The 21,773-nt window shown below is 50.0% G+C and carries 17 protein-coding genes; 5 read left to right on the top strand and 12 right to left on the bottom strand.

Annotated features, from left to right (window positions below; all coding sequences use genetic code 11):
• The first annotated feature begins 68 nt into the window (after positions 1-68).
• The 5 genes from HCU74_RS14895 to HCU74_RS14875 all read left to right on the top strand — a co-directional run bounded on the left by HCU74_RS14895 (position 69) and on the right by HCU74_RS14875 (position 5,759).
• Complete coding sequence (locus HCU74_RS14895; protein WP_168451210.1) at positions 69-2,111, top strand: NADPH-dependent 2,4-dienoyl-CoA reductase; 2,043 nt, start codon at positions 69-71, stop codon at positions 2,109-2,111.
• A 217-nt stretch (positions 2,112-2,328) separates the two neighbouring features.
• Positions 2,329-3,099 carry an SDR family oxidoreductase gene (locus tag HCU74_RS14890; protein WP_168451209.1) on the top strand — a complete coding sequence of 257 codons (771 nt, stop codon included), beginning with the start codon at positions 2,329-2,331 and terminating at the stop codon, positions 3,097-3,099.
• A gap of 35 nt (positions 3,100-3,134) precedes the next feature.
• Positions 3,135-3,923 carry a meso-2,3-butanediol dehydrogenase gene (gene budC, locus HCU74_RS14885; RefSeq protein WP_168451208.1) on the top strand — a complete coding sequence of 263 codons (789 nt, stop codon included), beginning with the start codon at positions 3,135-3,137 and terminating at the stop codon, positions 3,921-3,923.
• A 35-nt stretch (positions 3,924-3,958) separates the two neighbouring features.
• A complete protein-coding gene (locus HCU74_RS14880; protein ID WP_168451207.1) occupies positions 3,959-4,963 on the top strand; it encodes a zinc-dependent alcohol dehydrogenase family protein in 1,005 nt (334 codons plus the stop codon).
• A 28-nt stretch (positions 4,964-4,991) separates the two neighbouring features.
• Complete coding sequence (locus HCU74_RS14875) at positions 4,992-5,759, top strand: SDR family NAD(P)-dependent oxidoreductase (RefSeq protein WP_168451206.1); 768 nt, start codon at positions 4,992-4,994, stop codon at positions 5,757-5,759.
• Between the two features lie 115 nt (positions 5,760-5,874).
• Here the strand turns inward: HCU74_RS14875 and HCU74_RS14870 are convergent, their stop codons facing one another.
• The 12 genes from HCU74_RS14870 to HCU74_RS14815 all read right to left on the bottom strand — a co-directional run bounded on the left by HCU74_RS14870 (position 5,875) and on the right by HCU74_RS14815 (position 21,638).
• The gene (locus HCU74_RS14870) at positions 5,875-6,534 is read right to left on the bottom strand and encodes a DsbA family protein (RefSeq protein WP_168451205.1); all 660 of its coding nucleotides are present in this window, start codon (positions 6,532-6,534) and stop codon (positions 5,875-5,877) included.
• 67 nt (positions 6,535-6,601) lie between these two features.
• Positions 6,602-7,081, bottom strand: coding sequence for a nuclear transport factor 2 family protein (locus HCU74_RS14865; RefSeq protein WP_168451204.1), 480 nt, complete (start codon positions 7,079-7,081; stop codon positions 6,602-6,604).
• Between the two features lie 243 nt (positions 7,082-7,324).
• Complete coding sequence (locus tag HCU74_RS14860; protein ID WP_168451203.1) at positions 7,325-8,050, bottom strand: sulfite exporter TauE/SafE family protein; 726 nt, start codon at positions 8,048-8,050, stop codon at positions 7,325-7,327.
• A gap of 150 nt (positions 8,051-8,200) precedes the next feature.
• The gene (locus HCU74_RS14855) at positions 8,201-9,895 is read right to left on the bottom strand and encodes an FAD-dependent oxidoreductase (protein ID WP_168451202.1); all 1,695 of its coding nucleotides are present in this window, start codon (positions 9,893-9,895) and stop codon (positions 8,201-8,203) included.
• A 120-nt stretch (positions 9,896-10,015) separates the two neighbouring features.
• Positions 10,016-10,882 carry an SDR family NAD(P)-dependent oxidoreductase gene (locus HCU74_RS14850; protein ID WP_168451201.1) on the bottom strand — a complete coding sequence of 289 codons (867 nt, stop codon included), beginning with the start codon at positions 10,880-10,882 and terminating at the stop codon, positions 10,016-10,018.
• 55 nt (positions 10,883-10,937) lie between these two features.
• Positions 10,938-11,729: an SDR family NAD(P)-dependent oxidoreductase gene (locus tag HCU74_RS14845; protein WP_168451200.1), complete on the bottom strand. Its 792-nt coding sequence runs from the start codon at positions 11,727-11,729 to the stop codon at positions 10,938-10,940.
• 277 nt (positions 11,730-12,006) lie between these two features.
• The gene (locus HCU74_RS14840) at positions 12,007-14,409 is read right to left on the bottom strand and encodes a glycerol-3-phosphate 1-O-acyltransferase (protein WP_168451199.1); all 2,403 of its coding nucleotides are present in this window, start codon (positions 14,407-14,409) and stop codon (positions 12,007-12,009) included.
• A gap of 17 nt (positions 14,410-14,426) precedes the next feature.
• A complete protein-coding gene (locus tag HCU74_RS14835; RefSeq protein WP_168451198.1) occupies positions 14,427-15,929 on the bottom strand; it encodes an HAD-IB family hydrolase in 1,503 nt (500 codons plus the stop codon).
• 909 nt (positions 15,930-16,838) lie between these two features.
• Positions 16,839-17,720 (bottom strand): carotenoid biosynthesis protein, encoded by an 882-nt coding sequence (locus HCU74_RS14830; protein WP_168451197.1) that lies wholly within the window; start codon positions 17,718-17,720, stop codon positions 16,839-16,841.
• 188 nt (positions 17,721-17,908) lie between these two features.
• Positions 17,909-18,688 (bottom strand): SDR family NAD(P)-dependent oxidoreductase, encoded by a 780-nt coding sequence (locus tag HCU74_RS14825; RefSeq protein ID WP_168451196.1) that lies wholly within the window; start codon positions 18,686-18,688, stop codon positions 17,909-17,911.
• Between the two features lie 298 nt (positions 18,689-18,986).
• A complete protein-coding gene (locus tag HCU74_RS14820; protein ID WP_168451195.1) occupies positions 18,987-19,157 on the bottom strand; it encodes a hypothetical protein in 171 nt (56 codons plus the stop codon).
• A gap of 75 nt (positions 19,158-19,232) precedes the next feature.
• Positions 19,233-21,638 carry a TonB-dependent receptor gene (locus HCU74_RS14815; protein WP_168451194.1) on the bottom strand — a complete coding sequence of 802 codons (2,406 nt, stop codon included), beginning with the start codon at positions 21,636-21,638 and terminating at the stop codon, positions 19,233-19,235.
• Positions 21,639-21,773: the final 135 nt, after the last annotated feature.

The following is a 21,773-nucleotide window of genomic DNA, read 5'->3' as shown; positions in this document are numbered from 1 at the left end:
CTAGTTTAATGCCGAGCTGGCACGATTCACCTATGATTGAGGCATAGCAACAACCAGAGACTGCGAAAATGAGCTCCTCCCCTCACTACCCACTGTTATTTCAACCACTCGACCTCGGATTTACGACGCTCAAAAACAGAGCCATGATGGGGTCCATGCATACCGGCCTTGAAGATATCGGTGAAGCTGGCTATGCGAAACTGGGCGCCTATTTCGCAGAACGCGCCAAAGGTGGCGCGGGGATGATCATGACCGGCGGAATCGCCCCCAATCCCGATGCGGGTGCAGACAGCATGGAAAGCGCCATGCTGTATCGCGAAGATCAGGTGCATCAACACCGCTTGGTGACCAGCGCGGTAAAAGAAGCCGATGCAAGCTGCAAAATTTGTATGCAGATTCTGCACCCGGGACCATTAGCCGGGAATCCGAACGCGGTCTCGCCATCCGGCATTCGATCTCGTATTAGTCCTATTAAACCCAGGATTATGAACGAAGATGATATAGAAAGAACCATCTCTGACTTCGCCAATTGCGCAAAACTGGCGCAAAAAGCCGGCTACGATGGGGTCGAAATTATCGGTTCGGCGGGCTATCTCATCAGCACATTCCTGGTTGAGAAAACCAACAAACGCAACGATCGCTGGGGCGGCAGCTACGAGAACCGCATGCGCTTCGCCATCGAAGTTGTGAAGCGGGTACGCGAAGCGGTCGGTGAAGAATTCATTATTACCTATCGCATTGCCGCTATGGAAATGATGGAAGATGGCAGCAGCTGGGAAGAGGTCGTCACACTTGGCAAGGCCATCGAAAACGCAGGCGCAACCATTATCAGTACACATTTCACATGGCACGAATCACAGGTGCCCACCATTTCCACCCGCGTTCCGCGTGCGGCATTTGCCTCGGTAACAGGGCGATTGCGCAAAGAGCTATCCATTCCACTGATTACCAGCAACCGAATCAACACACCACAGACCGCTGAGGATGTCCTGCAAAAGGGCTGGGCAGACATTGTCTCCATGGGGCGTCCAATGCTCGCGGACCCCGATTTTGTCAACAAGGCTAAAAGTGGCCGCGACGACGAAATCAACACCTGTATAGGCTGCAATCAGGCCTGTCTGGACCATACGTTTGAAGGCAAGCGCGTAACCTGTCTCGTCAATCCCAGAGCCTGTTACGAAACAGAAATTGAAATCCAACCCACAACCTCGGCCAAGCGCATTGCCGTTGTAGGAGCAGGGCCTGCAGGCCTGGCTTTTGCGATTACCGCTGCCCAGCGCGGTCATAATGTCACTCTTTTTGAAGCGGCCGATGAAATTGGCGGGCACTTCAATATGGCCAAAGTCATACCCGGCAAAGAAGAATTTCACGAAACGATTCGCTACTATCAACGCCAAATTGAGCTCAACAAGATCACGCTGCGACTCAGTACGCCGGTCTCCGCCGACGACTTACTGGGCTGGGATGAAGTCGTTATTGCCACGGGCATAAAACCGCGCACACCGGCGATTAAAGGAATAACACACCCGATGGTAATGAGTTACCAGGAGGCAATCAGAAACCCGGCACAAGTTGGAAAGCGGGTCGCCATCCTTGGCGCAGGCGGCATCGGCTTTGATGTAGCAGAGCTGCTCTCCCACGCCGGTGTTTCTTCAGGGCTGGATATCAATGTCTTTGCGCGGGAGTGGGGAATCGATTTTACCAATCACCCTCGCGGCGGAGTAGCCGGCGTGGAACCTGAAGTTGAAACCAGCGGCCGCGAAATATACTTGCTGCAAAGAAAAGATCAGTCACTGGGCAAATCACTGGGTACTACGACAGGCTGGACCCACAAAATCAGTCTAAGACGCAAGGGCGTCACAATGATGGCTGGTGTGCACTACGACTTTATTGACGACAATGGCCTTCATATTCAATTGAATACCGAGCCCAAAACCTTAAATGTCGACTCCATTGTGATTTGCGCAGGCCAGGAGTCTGACAACGCGCTATATCAGGCAGTGAGCACGAAACGCGACAAGGTACACCTGATTGGCGGAGCAGAACTGGCACAGGAAATTGACGCCAAGCGCGCAATCGATCAGGGTTTCAGACTTGCGTGCGCTATATAAATACAGGATTTCAATAATATCGGCTGATACTCGGCACAAGGCCCATCCATTAGCATCTTATGGAAAGTCTGCCGGTCAGCCGTCACCACCTTTTTACACACTACCGGCATTGCTACGACCCCAACGTATCGCTGCCACTTTACAAACCACTGATCATATCCAAATACTTATCAGCCCGTTGAAATAAGAAAGCCCAACAACACCTGGAGGTCCTATCATGAGCTATTTAATCCAACAATTTTCACTGGAAGGGAAAACCGCATTGGTCACCGGCGGTGCACGCGGCATAGGTGAAATGATCGCCAAGGGACTCATTCTAGCTGGAGCGAAAGTCTACATCACATCACGCAAGCTCGAGGATCTGGAACAAAAGGTCGAGGAGTTTAGTCAACTGGGGCAATGTGTTGGCTTGGTCGCCGATGTTTCCAGCATGGCTGGAATTGAAACACTCGCTGCCCAAATCACCGAGCGGGAATCTCAACTGGATATCCTAATCAACAACGCAGGCAAAACATGGGGAGCACCGCTGGAATCTTTCCCGGAAAAAGCCTGGGATGATGTGATGACCATCAATACCAAGGCGCCCTTTATGCTGATACAAAAGCTATTGCCCCTGCTTCGTGGCGGAAGCGCTGCACAGCCACATCACATTGTGAATATTGGTTCGATTGCCGGCATAAGCAAAGACAGCTTGAGCGCTTACTCCTACGGCACATCCAAGGCGGCAATTCACCATCTAACCGGCGTTCTGGCCAAGGACTTAGTCAAAGATCACATCAACGTGAATGCAATTGCACCAGGTCATTTTCCCAGCAAGATGACAGCAGGGATTATGAAAACAGACGAAGCCAAAGAAGCGGTGCTTAGCACTATTCCTATGGGGCGCATGGGCGCCCCCGAAGACATTGCCAACCTCGCAATCTACCTGTGCTCAAGCCGCTACATGACCGGGAATATTATCCCCATTGATGGCGGAACAGCGCTATAAGTGCCACGACAACTGTGGAAATCAGGAGTGTAGCTATGTCAAAACAAAAAGTAGCGCTCATTACCGGAGGCGCCTCGGGTATTGGGGCAGCAACTGCCAGACGCTTCGCCTCCAACCACTACCGAGTAATGATTGCCGACCGCAACCTCGCCCAGGCAGAGGAACTAAAAAACACATTAAACGCTGAGTACGGCAGTAATCAGCCAAACGGTGACATTGCCGACTGCCTGGAAGTCGATGTGTCGCAGAGAAGCCAAGTAGAGCAGATGGTGACCTCAACTCAGCAACGATTTGGCTCACTCGACGTATTGGTCAACAATGCCGGTGTATCAGGTTCTGGACCAGTTGCTACAGCCCCAGCCGACCACTGGCAAAAAGTGATGGATATTAATTTAAACGCCGTATTCTGGGCAACTAAAGCGGTATTGCAGATCATGCTGAAACAAGGCTCGGGGAATATTGTCAACACGGCGTCAATTTCCGGCCTGAGTGGCGATTACGGCTTCAGTTCTTACAGCGCGTCAAAGGCAGCCGTAATTAATTTAACTCGCACCACGGCGCTAGACCATGCAAGAGACAATATTCGCGTCAATGCGGTATGTCCCGGCGCGGTAGTCACACCGTTAATTGCTGGCGTGCTCAACAACAAAAACATTGCCGAGAACGCACTCGACGCGATCCCGATGGGGCGCGCGGCACAACCGGAAGAAATTGCCAACGTTATTCACTTTTTATGCAGCGACGAAGCGAGCTTCATGACTGGCGCGGTGATCCCCGTCGATGGCGGCATGACCGCATGGAGCGGTCAGCCTCGCTTCTTTTAACCAAGACTCCAGCCTAACGAAAAATAAGGACGCATATGAAACGCTATCAAGTAACCAAGCCGGGTGGCCTCGAAAATCTGGCGATAGTACAAACTGAAACACCCACGCCCAACAGAGGCCAGGTACTTGTTCGATGGCGTGCCACATCACTTAATTACCACGACTATATGGTGGCCTTGGGCGCTATTCCGACCGCCGCAAATCGAGTGCCAATGTCAGATGGTGCTGGCGAAGTTGTCGCCATCGGTGAAGGTGTCGACAGCTGGCAAGTCGGCGATAAAGTTGTCAGCCTGTTTTTCCCAAACTGGATAGATGGAAAGCCTACTCCGACCAATAACGCTGCCGTCAGCGGTGACACCGTCGACGGTTTTGCACTGGAGTATTCCTGCGTAGATCAAACCGCACTAACTCGCATGCCGGACAATTACAGCTTTGAGCAAGCAGCAACCCTTCCCTGCGCAGCTCTCACAGCATGGCGTGGCCTGATTGTTGAAGGGAATCTTCAAGCCGGTGACTCTGTACTAGTTCAAGGCTCCGGGGGCATGTCTATTTTTGCCCTGCAATTTGCCAAAGCGGCGGGGGCCTACGTTTATGCCACCACATCCTGTGATACCAAAATGGCCCGCTTGAAAGCACTCGGGGCCGACGAGGTTATCAACTACCGTGAAGACTCGAGCTGGGGAAAAACATTGGCTACGCGTTCCGGGGGCATTGACCATGTGCTCGATGTAGGTGCCGATGCCACACTCAAACACTCGCTTGACGCCGTTGCAATGGGCGGACATATCGCCTTGATTGGTGTTTTGGGCGGTATCACTGCCACAATGATGATGCCTACCGTGTTCTTCAAACAGGTCACCATGAGCGGTCTTGCTGTGGGCAGCCGAGCAATGCAAGAGAAAATGATAGCGGCCATAAACACCAACGGTATCGAACCCGTCATTGACAAGGTCTTTGCATTTGATGAACTCGCCAAAGCGTTTGAGTACCAGGCATCCGGCGCTCACTTTGGCAAAATCGTACTTCGTTACGACGACTGATGACACAATACATACAAGAGAAAGCCGTATGGATCCCTACCTGGATTTTTCAAACAAAACCGTACTCATAAGCGGCGCAGCGTCAGGATTTGGCGCTGGGCTTGCCGCTGAACTGGCGAAGCGAAATGCGCTACTGGTCATTTCTGACATCAATTTGGAGGCTCTGGAGAGTACCAGAGCTAAACTGGATAGCGAAGGCGCCAATGTTGTAGCCATCGCATGCGATGTGACCGATGAAAGCCAATGCCAACGGATGGTTGAGGTGGCCATGGAGAAATTCGGGCACATTGATATCGCCATTAACAATGCGGGGGCCAGTCACCCACTACGCAAAATGACCGACATCAGCACCAGCGATTTTGAACGTATGCTAGACCTGAATACCAAAGGCGTCTTTTATTGTATGACGGCTCAGCTCAAGCAGATGAAACAACAACGGCAGGGTGTCATTCTTAATATTAGCTCGATGGCCGGGATAAGCGGAGCCCCTTTAATGTCTGCCTATTCAGCGTCCAAGCACGCCGTGATTGGCTTAACAAAAAGTGCCGCACTGGAATATGCCGGACAGGGCATTCGGGTTAATGCGGTGTGCCCCTACGCTATTAGCGGCACCGCTATTGGCGACTCTATGGGTGACTCCACCGATCGATTCCAGGAAAATTGCGCTGCCACAAATCCTATGAAACGCGTCGGCACGCTGGACGAGGCCGTCGCCGCGATGATTCTCATCATATCGCCAGCGAATGCCTATATGAACGGCCAAGCTATTGCGATTGACGGCGGGCTATCGGCGTAACAGAACGTCTGTTGTTGAAAAAATACTCCAGACATGCCCGCGACCCCGGGGAATCCACGCAGGCCAGCCTACCTAAGCGGCTGTAGTTAGCAGGCGACCTGCCAGTCGCCTCAACTTAGTTTTCGCCGGGCATTTCCGACGCCGCTTCAAGAAGAACCCTCTTGAATACGCTTGGCGGCTGTCCCCCGGAAGTGACGTTTTTTCCATTAATGAAAAACGTCGGGACGGAATGAACGCCCATTGCGGCGCTCTTTTGCTGCTCCTTCCTGACTTGCTCTACATACGCGTCAGAAGTAAGTACTTTTGCAGCCTCATCACTATCGAGACCCACTGCGCGAACAATGCTCAACACTGTCGCCTGATCGTACAGAGGCATACTCTGTGAAAAATGCGCCTGAAAAAACGCAAGGCTCAATGCGTGCTGCTTACCTTTTTCTTTGGCCCAGGTTAGCAAGCGGTGCAGGTCAAAACTATTGAATATCCGCGACTCCTCCGAAAAACCAAACTCGAAACCTACCTCTCGCCCTTTTGCCGCTATCATGTTGCGCTGTAGCATGAATTGCTCGGGCGTCGTATTCGGATACTTCTCAGTTAAATGCCTGATAAAATTCTTCCCTTCTTTGGGATAGTGCGGATTAATTTCAAAGGGTAGCCAATTAATTTCAGCCTCTATTTCTGGAGCAAGATCAGCCAATGCGATCTCCAATCCTTTATAACCGATTATGCACCACGGGCACATCACATCTGAAACGATATCAATGGATAATTTTTTCACTTAAAAACCTACTAATTGACTAATCTACACTGATGTAGAATTTTCGATAATAACTCCCTAATGCACGCTAGGAATTCATTATCGACAGGAAAACACTTTCATAAAAGGAGCTTAACTCAGGGTTTAATGGATCCGGCCCCAACCCCTTAAACCAGGTTACCACCTTCGACTTAAACCTCCAGCAACCGTCGACGTCTCGCACAATGTCATCGGTATACTGGCCAATACCGCGAATTTTCCAACCTTTTTCACTAAGCTCCACAACTACAAGCTGACTAGTCGCATGGGCCGAGTCGCCATCTACATTGATAACAGAATTCAATTGCAGGTGTCGCGTTCCACTTAGGGGGGCAGCTTCTACTTCTGCTGACCGTGCGGTTTCCATTAACTGCTTGATTTTGCTTCGCGGACTCAATGTCACACCACAGTCGGTGAACGCGCCCTCTTCGACAAAGTGGTCGGCGTAACGCCGAGGATCTCGTGGAAAGGAGTCCACGGTTTGACCATAGCTGGCGATGAGATTTCTGATTTCATCTATATCATTCATTATTATTTCTCTTTGACGGACGATGCGGTCTGGATAATTAGCAAGGACAAAAATCAACGTAAATATCGTAAAGGATCAAACAGCCTGCCCCTGGACAGCTCAGCCTTATCAAAACCAGGAAGCCAGACTGGAACGGCTACACGCACAACACTCATTATGCACTAGTGCACTCCGATTCAGCAAACCTTCAATATCAACATCCCCCCGCGAGTCAACGAAGCATCTCCGACCAAAGCGAATGGATTAGTTTAATACGTATCTGGATATCGCCAATATTGCCAGTATAGAGAGCAGCACCTTAATAACCCACTGGTACTTGCTTAAATCAATATAGTGCCGAAGCTTTGTCCCCACATAAGACCCTATGATTGCAGAGCACCCCATACACAGGATAGCCGGTGCGTAATCTATGAAGGCGAACCCTATCGCATAGAACACGATGAATTTTAGCAGGTGATCGGTCGTTATAATCACCGCAACGGTAGATACCACCTGATGGTGGTTTGATAGTTTCCTTATTAGTGCGGGCATTTGCAGCGCCCCCGTAGCCCCAACTATCAGACTTAAGCCTGCCTGAATTGCACCTAGAATATAGAAGGACTCGATTTTTCCCATTACCGCTATAAATCGCTTACTCCAAACACTGAGCAGGATGTATGAGCCGATAATCGCCGGCGTCATCGCAAGATCCAATTTTCGCAGGAATAAGAAAGAAATAACTATCCCGATAGATGCGCCTATCAAATGCTCGCGAACAATAGGCCAATGAATAAATTTTTTACCGAAAGCCGCGAGGCTGGAGTTACTAATAAGCTGTACAGCGCTGTGCACTGGAATGACCGCAGCGGCCGGAAGAAGATTCGACAGCGCGGCGACCAGGATCATACCGCCAGCGAACCCAAAGACTGCTGCGATGGTAGAGGTGCTTAGCGCAATGGACGAATAGATTATGAGATCAGTAGCCGTCATAGCGATGCATTATCGAATACGCACCACTTATTTACGTTCGTGCATTCGCCCATTGCAACGCCGCCTTTATCGGTCTGCAGGCAGCGACCCTCGCCCAGGCGACTATAATCTGGCACACCTCTGCAGTCCAGAAGCACACCGCAGTAGCATTTAGCTGCTTTTAGCGACATGCTGGCCAGCAATGTATCCGAAGGTCAGCCCGGGCCCCAAAGTCGTGCCGCCACCCGGATACACGCCTCCGGTAATCGAGTCCATTTCGTTACCACATGCATAAAGCCCGCGAATCGGCTCCCCTGACGTAGATAACACTTGAGCGTGAACATTCGTTGCCAAACCACACGCTGTGCCAATATCCCCATGTTGCAGCTTTACCGCAAAGAAGGGCCCTTCTAACGGCCTCACACAGGCATTGGGCTTGTGCTCCGGGTCACCCATCATTTCCTGGTAGGCAGTCGACCCTTTACCAAATTCACTATCAACACCTTGAGCTGCATCGACATTGAAGCGCTCAATCGTATCCCGAAGTTCATTTTTAGGTACCCCTATCTCAGAAGCTAAATCTTCTATTGTCGCGCCTGTTTTCAGGTAACCGGAGCGCAAATATTTTTTATAGGGTATTGGCGCCGGGCGCACAGCCCCCAGCCCAAATTGCCGTAGCGCTTTTTCGTCACACACTAACCACGCGTACTTCAATCCTGCCGCTACCATACTTGCACCAAAATCATGGTAGGACGCCGCTTCATTCGTAAACCGCTTGCCGTCGGTATTGACTGCAATAACGCCTGGCTTGGCACGATCCATCAAATTGGTGTGCGGTACAGTAGTACCATCGGCCTGAGTGACCAAGGTCACTGGCATGTAGAAAGCAGGACTCGCGCCGACAGCCATTGGCTTGGCGCCAACTTTCACTGCGGCATCCTGAGTCAGGCCGTCACTGGATGAACGCGCCAGTGTGAAATGCTCGGCACCATTTCGCACGTGGGACATAAACTTGAATTTCTTTTCGGCACTTTGGGGAAATCCTCCGGCCGCTAGCACTACGCCCTTTTTTGCCCCCAAGCGAAGCATCTGGCCTTTGTGCTCGGCAACCACGCCCGTAACCACCCCCTCTTCTTCAATTAACTCTGTGACTCCCGTTTCCAGCCGAAGCGGAATGTTCAGATCAAACATGGTCTTTGCCAAACGAGCAATCAGGGCTTGGCCGAATAGCAAGCGCGTGCCTCGCCCATACTTTAACAGGCTAATGATATGCCCCGTGATAAGGCGAGTAACATAGCAGAAGGACTTGAAGGATTTTGAGACGTTGACCAAATGCGCAATATCTTTGTGATTTACCATTAAACCACGGAAGATTGTGATATCGGACAAGGGGGGGCGAAGCGCCGAGAAATGCTCTCCCAGGTTCCGCCCATCGTACAGGGACACATCCAGGGTTCGGCCCGCCATCGCAGCACCGGGCTTGTCTGATTGATAATCCGGCGAGTGGTCTCGATGCTCAAACCGTGCTTCAGTATTTTCTTCCAGGAAAGTGACCATTTCAGAACCTTTTTCCAAAAAGGTTTTTACCAGGTCTGGTTTAAAATGCTCGCCTGCCAGAATCTCGATATAGCCGTAGGCCGCCTCTAAACTGTCTTCAAGTCCCGCCGCCCTCATATGGGGGTTATCTGGAATCCAGCAGGCGCCACCCGATACCGCAGAGGTACCACCGTAGTGGTCAGCTTTTTCAACGACAAGAACATTGAGCCCATTCAACTTCGCGGTAATTGCCGCAGCCAAACCGGCGGCTCCGGACCCGACGACAATTACGTCATGAAACTCATCGTACTGTGCGTCTTGCAAGCTCAACGGATTACCCTCCTTCTTCACAAACCAGCTACAAAAAAGTCAGCCCCAAAGGGACTGACTTATAAGATTCACACTCAGTTTTTGCATTGCTGCCATCCCCAAGTGAGTAAGGCCACTATCTTAGCCAAGCTCGATTCCGAGAGCAGAGCCAACGGCCATTAACTGTTCTGAATCCAGGTTGTGCATGCCCGCCATTCCCAGGTGAGTCAAACCACCATCGATATAATGGTTAGCACCAGTTACCCACTCTGATTCGTCTGAGGCAAAATAAGCGACGATCGGTGCAATGTCTTCAGGCGTACCCATACGCCCTACAGCAAAAATAAGGTCACGGAACTTTTTGGTCATGTTAACAACAGCTTCTGCTTCTTCGTAGGTCATGCCGCTTCGCATTGCGTTAGACTCAATGATGTGGCGACCTTCAACAGAGCCAAGCGCAAGACTGTTAAAACGAATCTTGTGGTGACCGAATTCAACAGACAGGGCTTTTACCAAAGCCTGCAGTGCGCCTTTTGCAGCACTGTAAGCCGAAATGTGCTTGATGCCCACGTTCGCGGTCATTGAAGAGCTGAAGATAACCGAACCGGAGTTCTGCGCCTGCATGGTAGGAAGCGCAGCACGCACTGGCAACCATTGGCCGGTCAGCTCCAAATCAAGGCAGCGGGTCCAGAAATCCTTGTCTTGCTCCAGTGCTTCAGCAACCCACACCTGACCAGCATTTGCCCATACCGTGTCAATGCGACCAAACTCTTCAACGGCTTTAGCTGCCATTTCGTCACAAGCTTCTTCTGAGCGAGTATCGGTCGCCAAGGTCACAACTTTAGCGCCAGCTTCACGACATGCCTCGGCCGCAGCCATCAGGGCCTCTTCGCGGATGTCATTGAGAACCAGGTTGGCTCCCTCTTCAGCCAGGCGCTTTACGCCCGCAGTACCGATTGAGCCACCAGCACCTGTAACAATAGCTACTTTACCTTCCAAACGTCTCATTATTCATTCTCCTAAGTATGATATTTCGATTTACCTATGCTTCTCGAACTATGAACTACCACTCACCCGCGCCGCGTCCGCCGCTAACAGGCAAGCATAGCCCTGTAGTAAATGACGCCCTGTCATCTGCCAGGTAGAGAACCGCATAAACTACGTCTTCAACGGTACCCAAGCGGCCAACCGGGTGCTTATCTATTGAATATTGCGTCAACTCTTCTTTCGTCTTTCCGAATGCAGACAGCATTTCCTGTGTTTCTGCAAACATTTCAGTATTGATAGTGCCGGGCTCGATCGCGTTCACTCGCACAGGAACCTGCAGCCGCGCGAACTCCAGTGCTGCCGTCTTTGTCATCGACGTCAATGCGGCTTTACTCGCCGCATAGGCGCTAAAAAACGGCACTCCGCCCCCTGCAGCCATAGAAGAGATATTGACGACCGACGCCTTTGGTTCATCACTGCCTCGCTTGGACAGCAGTGGCAAAAGTTTCTGTATTCCGAGATACGCGCCGCCGAGATTAACATCCATCACCTGCGCGACTTTTTTCCACGGGGTATCAGCAATAAAGCCGAAATCATTGCGACCGGCGCAATTAACGAGCACATCGACTCGATTCCCTTTTTCCTCGATGGCCGCACGCAACGCGTCCCAATGTTCCTCATTGGTCACGTCAAGCTGCTTGAACTCAACATCAGCACCATCGTCGGAGAGGGATTTAGCAAAGGACTGCCCCAGATTCTCATCTCGATCGGTAATCCAAACGAGATGCCCCTGTTTTGCAAAGGCACTGGCAGTAGCCGCGCCAATTCCATTTGCCGCACCTGTGACAACAACCGTTTTTTTACTCATAAATAAACCTTAACTTATTATATTAAGTTATAAGCGAGCCACCGTAATCCCCAGGCTGCCTGGACCAATTAAACGCATGGCTAGCTATTACACCCAACCAATGTGCACTAGTGCATGTATATATGTCAAGCTATTATCGCTCGGGAATCCAATACCTCTCCGAGAGCACTACCGAATACTGAAAATATAACTTCCCCACGGCCCCGTAGCGCGCCCTGAGGAGCGAGTGAATTAGCGGTAAAGGCGCCAATACCCATCGCGGCCAGTCAGCTTTTGCTTAGGCCGTCGGGGCACCACTTGGCAATTGCATATTATTTCTGCTCTGTGTTTGTGTCGCCAGCTGACGCGCACCAACGTTCCCAAGATTACGAATAATTTCGATACGACGTAGAATGTCACGAATTTCATGCGCCTGAGAGCTGCGCCGCTCAGCAACAGCAGAACATTCGTCGCCCGCAGCTGAGCCACTGGTGAGCTTGCGGTGCTCCATTAACTGATAGGCATTTTTGAACAGCTGTTTGCCGATAGACGCTTCGCTACTGATGCGCCTCTGAAGATACAGTTGACGCCCCAACTTAAACGCTTTATTTGCGCAATCCTTGCTTTGGAGCGACTCCTCGGCGGGCATTTCTTCAAGGAGATCTGCGACGATAGCATAGGCTTCTGCATAGGTCAGAAGCGCCACATGGGCGACTAAGGGGTCCATATGTTTTAGCAGCCAACCAGTCTCCACCCGCCCCTGTTGGAGCACGTCTTCCCACTGGGGATCAATACGCCCCAACTCCTCGCGTATTTCCTGATGAAATTCCTCCGTGGGTGAATAAAAGAACTCGAACTTGAACAAATCACGCAGGGCGTCTACCTCCCTCCAGAAAACGTTCAGCGCAGCCTCGGCTTCGACCTCACTTGCCTTTAACAAGGCGAGCTCGATGATGGCTTTATTGACAAAAAAGTGCACGACAGTATTACGATAGTAGCTAGCCACAGGCTGTTGATTCTGAGCCAGGCCAAAGACGGTCTGCGGCCCTTCATCGTAGCGTGTCACTATTCCTTCGCTTATCATGATTCCCATCAAGCCTTCCATTTGGTCGGCAAAATCTCGACGAAAATCCTCCGAAATTCTAAGCTTCCTTTCTTCCGCCCATACCAATAGTTTTCTTAAATCGGTCGCAATCTCTTCCTCGGTCAGCGCTCGAGGAGCCGCGCCAAGTAAGCTCATGGTCACTAATGACGAAAAGGTAATTGGCGTAACACGGTTCGCCTCCACCGCCACTTCAAAGGCAATTTTGGACAATGCCAACTTGTCGCCGGGTTCAGGTGCCTGCTCCAGCACCACCGGCTCCCCTATATCCATATAGATTTTACCCATGGGGCGCGAGAGACTACGCACGTAACCGAAAAACCAGCGTAGCGTTTCTGCCCCCTTACCTCGACCCGTCTGCTCGGTGGCGTACTCCTCTACATCGCGAATCAGGTCATAGCTTATTGTGACAGGTACAATATGAATATTGCGGGCATCGCTGGCGTGGCAGGCTTCCAGCACGTACTTCAACAATCCGTACTTCGGAGGCATCAATTTTCCCATTCGAGAGCGCGTACCCTCAAAAGACCAGTTCATGGGAAATCGCTTCTCCATGAGATAGCCAATGTATTGGCGCAGCGTCAGCTTATACACCTCATCATCCTGAAAACTTCGCCGAATAAATATAGTACCGGCCCGCTGCCCCAACATTCCCAATGCCGGCATCTTCATATTGGCACCACCAAACATATGCGGCATAGGAAAGTCGTTGTCATACATTACTTTTGGAACAACAAAACCATCGAGGTAAGTCTTGTGTGTCCACAGCATGATCGAGGGGTTCTCTCTTACGACCTTGCGCAATTCCTCCAGGGCCGAAGGAGACACGACAATTTTAGGCTCATAACCTAGACCCAGACAGAAAGAGGCAAACCGTGCGGACACGTCGAGCCAAAACGTAGAGGGGACAGAGATCATCTCTTTCATGTAGGCATTGGCCCTTTTCATCAGCGTGCTCTTACTCTCGCCAGACTTATCCGCCAATGCATCCAATGCTTCGTTGAAGCTGCGATTATTACGCAAGCTCTCCGCTACATATCTCGGCACCTTGTAACGGCCGCCCTGCAAGCGTCGCTCACTAACGTCAAGGACAATAGCCGCTTGACGAGCTGTAAACGTACTGAATGACTCTGGCTCTGTAGCACTATCGCGACCGTACTTACGACTAAAACGAGCGCGCAGACTCTCAAGGGAATCAGGCTTTCCGATAATAGGATGGACTCGTTCGGGCATTTTCCGAAGTATTCGGCGGCAGCGCCGAGCACTGGGTCGACGAGGATCTCCGAAAACAAAATCCCGAATTCGAGGGCCAGAGTGAATCGCGTTATTACTGGGAAGCCAGGCGATTCTAAGAGGACAATACAACGTCTGTGGTGGAAGGCTCAGTGTTTGAAGCAGCTCACTGATATCAATGCCTTCACGATCGTCGCTCAGATCGAGTCTCACTTGACGATAGCTTCGCCCCATCGCGTATTGATCAATCCATTCTTTCAGCAAAGCGTAGATGTAATCATTATGCGCATCGAGCAAAAAAAGTACTTGCAAACCCTCACTGTCTTCTGGCCAGGGGTTGGTATTAAAGTTGGCAGGTAAGCTCACAGTAAACACTCCAAGTATTAATCATTATTATGTGAAATTGTGTTTTTCTTGGTAGAACCTGACCTGGACCTAACTGGCGGCTCGCTTTCTTCTTTCTGCCCCAGGGTGCGAGCAAACATATTGCGCACGTGGCGCACATGGGTATCGATTGTCTCCGGCGACCATTCACTGGTATCCACCGGCGGTAAAACGGTGACATCGACGGTTGCCGCACGCATAACGGAAGCGCCTTTAGGAAGAACGTCCAATGCATTGCGAATCACGATAGGAACAATGGGTACCCCCGCCGCCATGGCAACGTGGAATGCGCCTTTCTTGAACGGACCCAATGCAGGCGAAACCGACCTTGTACCTTCCGGGGCAATTACCACCGACTTACCGTCCACTAGCATCGCATCCACCAGCGGTTTCATTGCCTCAATGGCGCTTTTGCCATCAGACCTGTCGATAAAGACGCCCCCGGCCATTTGCATGACCTTGCCAAGCAAGGGGTTTTCTTTAAGAATTTCCTTCTTGGCGATCCCCGTAATGTCTTCTCGTATAAGGCTCGAAAGAATCATCATGTCAGCCTTACTTTGATGATTGAACACAAAGACTGCCGGCCTATGAGACCAAAGGTGTTCTTCCCCCTTTACATCCAGATCCAGACCAACGATCGCACTGACAGAATTCGTAAAGAGCGATAAGGAAAAATTTACGGCCTTCTGCTGGGATCCGGTGAAGGCATATATCGGCAGGCCCGCTGCCACAGACCCCAGCAAACTAGAGCTGGCGGCTAATGACCGGACGAACTGGCCCACACTTGGGCGGCCACGGCTATCGAAACGAGCTACAGGCCAGTTCCGCTCTTTTGCAATATCCGCGAGTTTGTCATTGGGATTGAGGGCTCGCGGATAACCCACGTGCTCCAGCAAAAGAATATCGTCTGTGCTGTCAGAGTAAAAAAAGCTTTTATCTAAATCTGAGGAGCTTTCTGCGGCAAGCTGCACTGCGGCAGCAACTTTTCCTTGACCAAAGCAAGTTGGACGAACCAAGCCTCCGGTAAACTTGCCGTTTTCCACCTCAAATTGCGTGCAAAGGACATGATCGATGCCCAAGTCATCTGCTGTAGCTTTAACCTGATAGGGCGTCGCCGAAGAGATTATAGCCACTGTGTGGCCCTTAGCCTTATGCGCCTCTATCAGCGCGCGTGTTTCTGGGTAAATGAGAGCCGCTATTTTCTTGGCATACAGTTTCTTCCCCAAATCCCAGTACACGTCCTCATCGATACCACGAACAAATTGGGCGGATACAGCCATCATCCCGGAGAAGCCAATATTACCTTTACCGAAGCTATTAATAGCGCGGAACATCTGCATCAGATCTTTTGGACTAAAATCTCCGCGCCTAATCTGCTCACGCATAAAGTGCGTCGCCGAGTATCCTGCGATGATGGTGCCATCGAAATCAAATAGAGCAGCCGTTTCAGGCCCTTCCGGACTTTTTTCTATATCCGCCAACAAATCCTTAATCTTTTTCATGGTTTCCCTTTGAGTGAGTTGCAAGCATTTTTGGGCACTACGGTATTTTTGTGATTAACGCGAACACCCAAACTGACTTGTGATACGGAACTGAAACTGGCTTTTAGGCGCAGGAATTCTCCACAATGCCTTACTCAAAAATTCAAACAACCAACTCACTGCGCCATAAAGCACAAGCAGATTATTCGCATAATTCTGTAGACGAAAAATAGCGCCATCGAAAAAAGAATGCACTAGTGCATTTATTATGTCAAGGAGGGAATTGATAAATGCTTTGACTGTACCGTAGGTGCGCCACTGCACCTGAACGATTAACAGGCCCGCCGAAAGCAACGCCATTTATCAATTTTTCTTTTCCTGGCGACTCGGTACATTGGCCGCATAGCTTGAGGGCATACCTTATCCGCCAAATCAGTCTATTTCTGCCACGAATAAGATCAGACGCAAGTGATTCTCTTGACTTTCTCACACCCTCCGCGAGCCAAACAAGCGCGTGCACCCGGTAATTAAAACCAGGTCCGAGCATCGTATGTCGACAATTGATTGTGTACTGCAAGGAAATTAGTAAGGAGAAGTACGGAAGGCAGCGACAATTGCCCATGACGAATAATTTGATCGCCATCAAGCTACCGCCGCGAAGTTATTACGCAGACGCTAGCATTCGAATAGTGGGAAAGTTCAGAGTATTTCACGTAGTAGGCCGGTGTTCAGGCGTAAGATAGCGTGATTTAGATCAACCACGCTATCCAACTTTGATCGACGCAAAGCCAGTGCAAAGATTTAGAAATGCGCTATCACAAGCGCCTAAACAGGCGTTGAAGCAATCAGGAGCCTTTGCCAAATAACCGGCCGACTTCGAATAGTGAAGAACACTTGCTAAATCGACCGGCGCAATTGGTGGCTATTCTTTCAATTCTCTTTTTGTGTCGATCTCGCAATTAGCATCGACGACAGCAAAATAACAAAGCCCATCGTAAATATGGTGATCAACCCCATACTGCTGTTGATGTGGTCTGTTTGCCATGCAACGCCAGCAGCGTCGTATACGGTAGTATTCTCAGGCTTATCTAGTGCTCTAAGTCCTTGGTTTAAGGCAACTGAAGCATAGCCAAGTACCGCCGTGTACCAATAAGCAGGAAGCATCATTTGAGGCTTTTGCTCTCTTGCCCCGCTCTTTTCACGGCGCGCTAGAAAAAGCGCGAACAGCTGAAAAATTGTATAAACACACAGCAACCAGCCAAGAAAATTGACAAATGGAACGCCGAAGTAATCACCACCGTCTTCCCAAATCCAGAATTGATAAATGGTGGCTGATTTTGGATCCATAACCAAATCCCACATCACCATCACGAAACTCGCGATAACGGGAACCAAAATACGCTCTGAACCACGGAGACTACGTCCCCAGGTGCCCAATAGCACTTGAGCCAACATCCACGAAAGATAACCCATGCCAATGTATGCCGGAGCAATCACTAATGGGACCAAAAAAAGCTTGGCACCGAACTTATCGGTATAGTAATAATCACCGAAAGGAAAGCCGGTCATAACGCTTAAGTTTTCATAAGCATTGCTAACAACAAAGCCAATAACGAAAAATGCAACGACCTCCACGCCGGAATAACTTCTCAACCCATGGAGTACCATAAACGAGGTCAGCAATACCACCATCAGGGGAGCATTTAAATATGTCGGCAGCAAGTGAAAGACCATCAGAACTGAATGTATAACCAGCGCTATACTTAGGCCCCAAAGTATTGTATTCGATTGATTTTGAGATTGTGAGTGCATAAATATTGCCTTTAAGTGAGAAATATTGCTTTACGCCATACTGACTTTCTCTCGAAGGCCGCGCCTTCTCGAGAGCGATATCGTGAAAAATGGACAACAGGTGTTCACCTGGAGCCTATCTACATTCATTTGCTCCTTCACCGAACCGTAGCCCTCGGAAATCGACTACCGAGATAATCCTATTCGAATTATAGGAACGTTCCACCATCGATCAGCATTGCCTGCCCAATGACAAAGGCTGACGCAGGGGAGCTAAGCCACATCACCGCGTCCGCAATGTGCTCCGGAGCAGCGATTGCCGGCATCTCTCCACCGGGGGCAATTTCCGGAATTGCCATGCCCACCATATCCTCTAGAAGAGGGGTAGCCACGCCACCGGGGCAAACCGCATTCACACGAATTCCCTTAGCCAAGTACTCTTTAGCGGCGGTTTTGGTCAAACCAATCACCCCATGCTTAGTAGCACCATAAGCCGCACCAGCTTTGGCAGCAAACAAGCCCGCTGAAGAACTGTTGTTGACGATGGATCCACCACCGTGTTCAGCCATATAAGCCAGCTCATGCTTTAGGCAGTTAAAAACACCCGTAAGGTTTACTTCAAGGGTTTTAGTCCAGTTTTCTGCGGTGAATGTGCCTGTAAGATTTCCATCGAAGCCAATAATGCCCGCGTTGTTGAACGCATAATCAAGGCCACCGAACGTCTCCACCGCAAAGGCGATAAGATTTTTCACCTGTGCTTCATCGCTAACATCGCAACCGTAGCCGACTGCTGTACCACCCTCTGCGCATATTGCCGTTGCATAATCCGCTGCGGCCGAGCCATTGATATCTGCAATAATAACCTCGGCCCCTGACTGGGCGAAACGTTTGACCGCCGCAGCGCCTATACCTGACGCACCTCCAGTGACCAAGGCTACCTTGCCGCTGAAGTCGTACCGAGGTAAGTTTTTGTTGCTATCTTCTATCATTTTAATTCACCAACGGAATAACATTTACTACCTTTCTATACCTTGATTAATCGCGATGCCAAAAATCGACAGATCAAGAAGCAATACACACCGCAACCAGAAGAGTAGTTTTTTTATCAAACTACCGAACTCGACAAACTTAAGGTTTAGGGCACTACCCACCGGTAGTAGTGTTGCTTCAACGACAATCCTGTACTTCAATAACGCTTGCTCTGGCCATCGCTTCGCCTGAGGCAAGCTAAAGCGACAGAGATGTGTCGCTAGCAGTAGATCCATTCTTCCGAGCCGTACCAATGACTTATTCAAGCATCAGTTGGCTAGCCCGTGCATACTCAGAAGTCATCGCTATTGCCAGGGATTGTTGAGCCAACCCAATCGGTATCTTTCTCTCCTTGCTTTCATTATGGATATTCAAGATAAGATTTTTTACGGCCACGATGAAAGCGCCTGCATCCGCAGGCGCTTTCATATATCACCAGCCAGACACTAGTGCACCTATACTTCTGCGAATATCAATTTAAGGTTTCCAGGTACCGTAAACATCTCACAAATTGAAATTATAGCGTGCATTCAAAAACAGCTGTCTAGGCTTGTCGACATTCGACCAGTAAGCGCCTACAAAGAAAGGAGCGCCACCGCCATAGTTAGCTGTAGTTTCATCAGTGATGTTTTTACCAAGAAGCGATACCGACCACTGATTGCTCTCATCAGCCAATTCCAGCAACACGTTGACCTTGGTAAATGCATCCTGCTGACCATATGGATCGTTTTCAGCAGTGAAATAGTAATCGTCGCTATAGGTCACCTCAGTACGGAAACCAAGCACCAACCCGCTGCCGATACCCCAACGATAATCTGCATACAGATTACCGCTCAAATCCGCCGCCAGCCGCAACTTATCCCCTGCAGCATTCCGCGTATTGGTGGAAGTATCGCAGTCACTTTCCTTGGAACTACCGGCGGAGCATGCCGCCCCCGGGAAATCGTCATAGGTAGCGTCGAGGTAAGCAACAGCACCGCCGATCTCTAGCTCAGAGGTCGCAGCAAGCCTGAAGTCGAGCTCCACGCCTTCGGATGTTGCAGTCGCAGCATTCTGAAATATCAACGCGCCAGCACCCGAACTATCAAAACTGCTTACCTGCAAGTCAGTAAACTTGGAGTGGAAAATCGCAGCATTCAAACTGAGACGATTGTCAAACAGGAAGCTTTTGGCACCAATTTCGTAGCTAATTGCTGACTCAGGTCTATAGGCACTGCCTTTTTCAGCAAGGGCTTGAGCATTGAAGCCACCGGCTTTTGTTGCCTCAGTATAGGAGGCATACAACATGGTTCCATCACTCACATCCCACTGTAGCGAGGCACTCGGATCTATCGTTGTGTCCTCAATTTCCGGCACCTCAACATCTGATTCATCAAAAGGCACGGTGCCAAATTGCGCGAGGATTGCATCGCCGATGGGATTATTGTTAAGCAGTGGGTTCAGAAACGGTGACTCAACCGAATGCTTCAGTCGATCCTTCGTTTCATAGGTATACCGAACACCTGTATTCAAACGCAAAGTTTCGCCAATATTCCAGGTCAGCTGACCGAAAGCCGAATAGGTTTTTGTCTGCTCCTTGAATATCTGAGTAATAATTGCATCAGTACCTTCGCCAATGCCGAGCTCCGACAACGCTACAAATATCTGCGCACCATCTACCTCTATGGTTCTATCCATGAAAAATAGACCAACGACGTAGTCAATTGTTTCCCCTCCGGGCGATACCAAGCGGAACTCTTGCGTAAACTGATCTAACTCATCTCCACCATTGCCCTCATCGGCTTTGAACTGGATCCAGTCAACAGGCACCATGCCATTAGACAGCAGCTGGGAATGCTTATAGGTCGAATAGCCGGAAATACCGGTTAACGTACCCAGACCATCAAGATCCTTATCAAACTGGAATACAGCTGCTTGCGCATCGACGGATATAAATGGTGTGCCATTAGTGGCCTCAATACTTAAGCCATTGTCACTTACCTTCAGTGTGCGACCATTTGAGGCAACACCATTGGTAATATAATCGAAATTGGGATCTCTACTCCGGAAGTTGTCTTCAATATTTCCACCGGGCGTGGTTGACGCACCGGGTTGAATGGCCCGAGTACCGAAATGCTCGCCAAGAATGTCTCTCGAAGAACCCTCGACCTTCCCGAAGAGCGTCAAGGTGTCAGAGAAATCCCAAACAGCACTCAAGCGTAAAACGTCAATTTCCGTGGTATTTTGATCTTCTTCGCCCTGCAGGATTACGCCATCAGAGGACTCCCGCGTTGTCTTATCCAGCCACCCGCCATTGCTGGTTGTTTGCCCGGTAACACGAACAAAGAAGTTGTCTGTCAATGCTCCTGAGATAGCAGCCTCTACAAACTCGCTTCCGTTTTGGAACTCATAACCACCTCGAACGAAGCCTTCTGTCTCAGCCGTTGGGCGCTTAGTGTGTATAACCACCGCACCGGCAACAGCATTTTTACCGGCCAAAATGCCCTGCGGGCCTTTTAGAACTTCAACTCGCTCGATATCCAGAAACGGTGCGTTGAACTGGTATCCGCGGCTAACATAGATACCATCAATAAACATGCCCACAGACTGCTCGGCTGCTGAATTTGCAACGCCGGTGCCCAATCCACGCATCGTCATAAACTGCGGACCGGATGCTGACGACAAGGTGACATTGGTCATTTGAGCGACCAGATCATCCATTTCCAATATATTTTCTCTGGCCATTGCGTCACCAGATACTGCCTGAATCGAAAGAGGAGTGTCACTCAACAATTCCGTCCGCTTCTGGGCCGTAACCACAACCTCTTCCAGAGCAGGCTTTGCAGCACTTACATGGCCCGAAGCCACTGCTAACGCGATAGAAAGTTGTGTTAAAACGAGGGGGGATCTCATTCTCAGTAATTTCATCATTGATACCCAGTATTAAAAGTTATTTTTTCAGTGCCACTATAAATTGTGCGCCGCTAAGCGAACCCATAAGTACACTAGTGCAACAATACTACCACGGCATTTAATTTGCACAAGTGCATTTTACATACCATATGC

The organism is Spongiibacter thalassae (assembly GCF_012272835.1).
In the GTDB taxonomy this organism is placed as follows: domain Bacteria; phylum Pseudomonadota; class Gammaproteobacteria; order Pseudomonadales; family Spongiibacteraceae; genus Spongiibacter; species Spongiibacter thalassae.
Note: the sequence above shows the minus strand (reverse complement) of the source record. Positions and strands in the feature narration are given on the sequence as shown.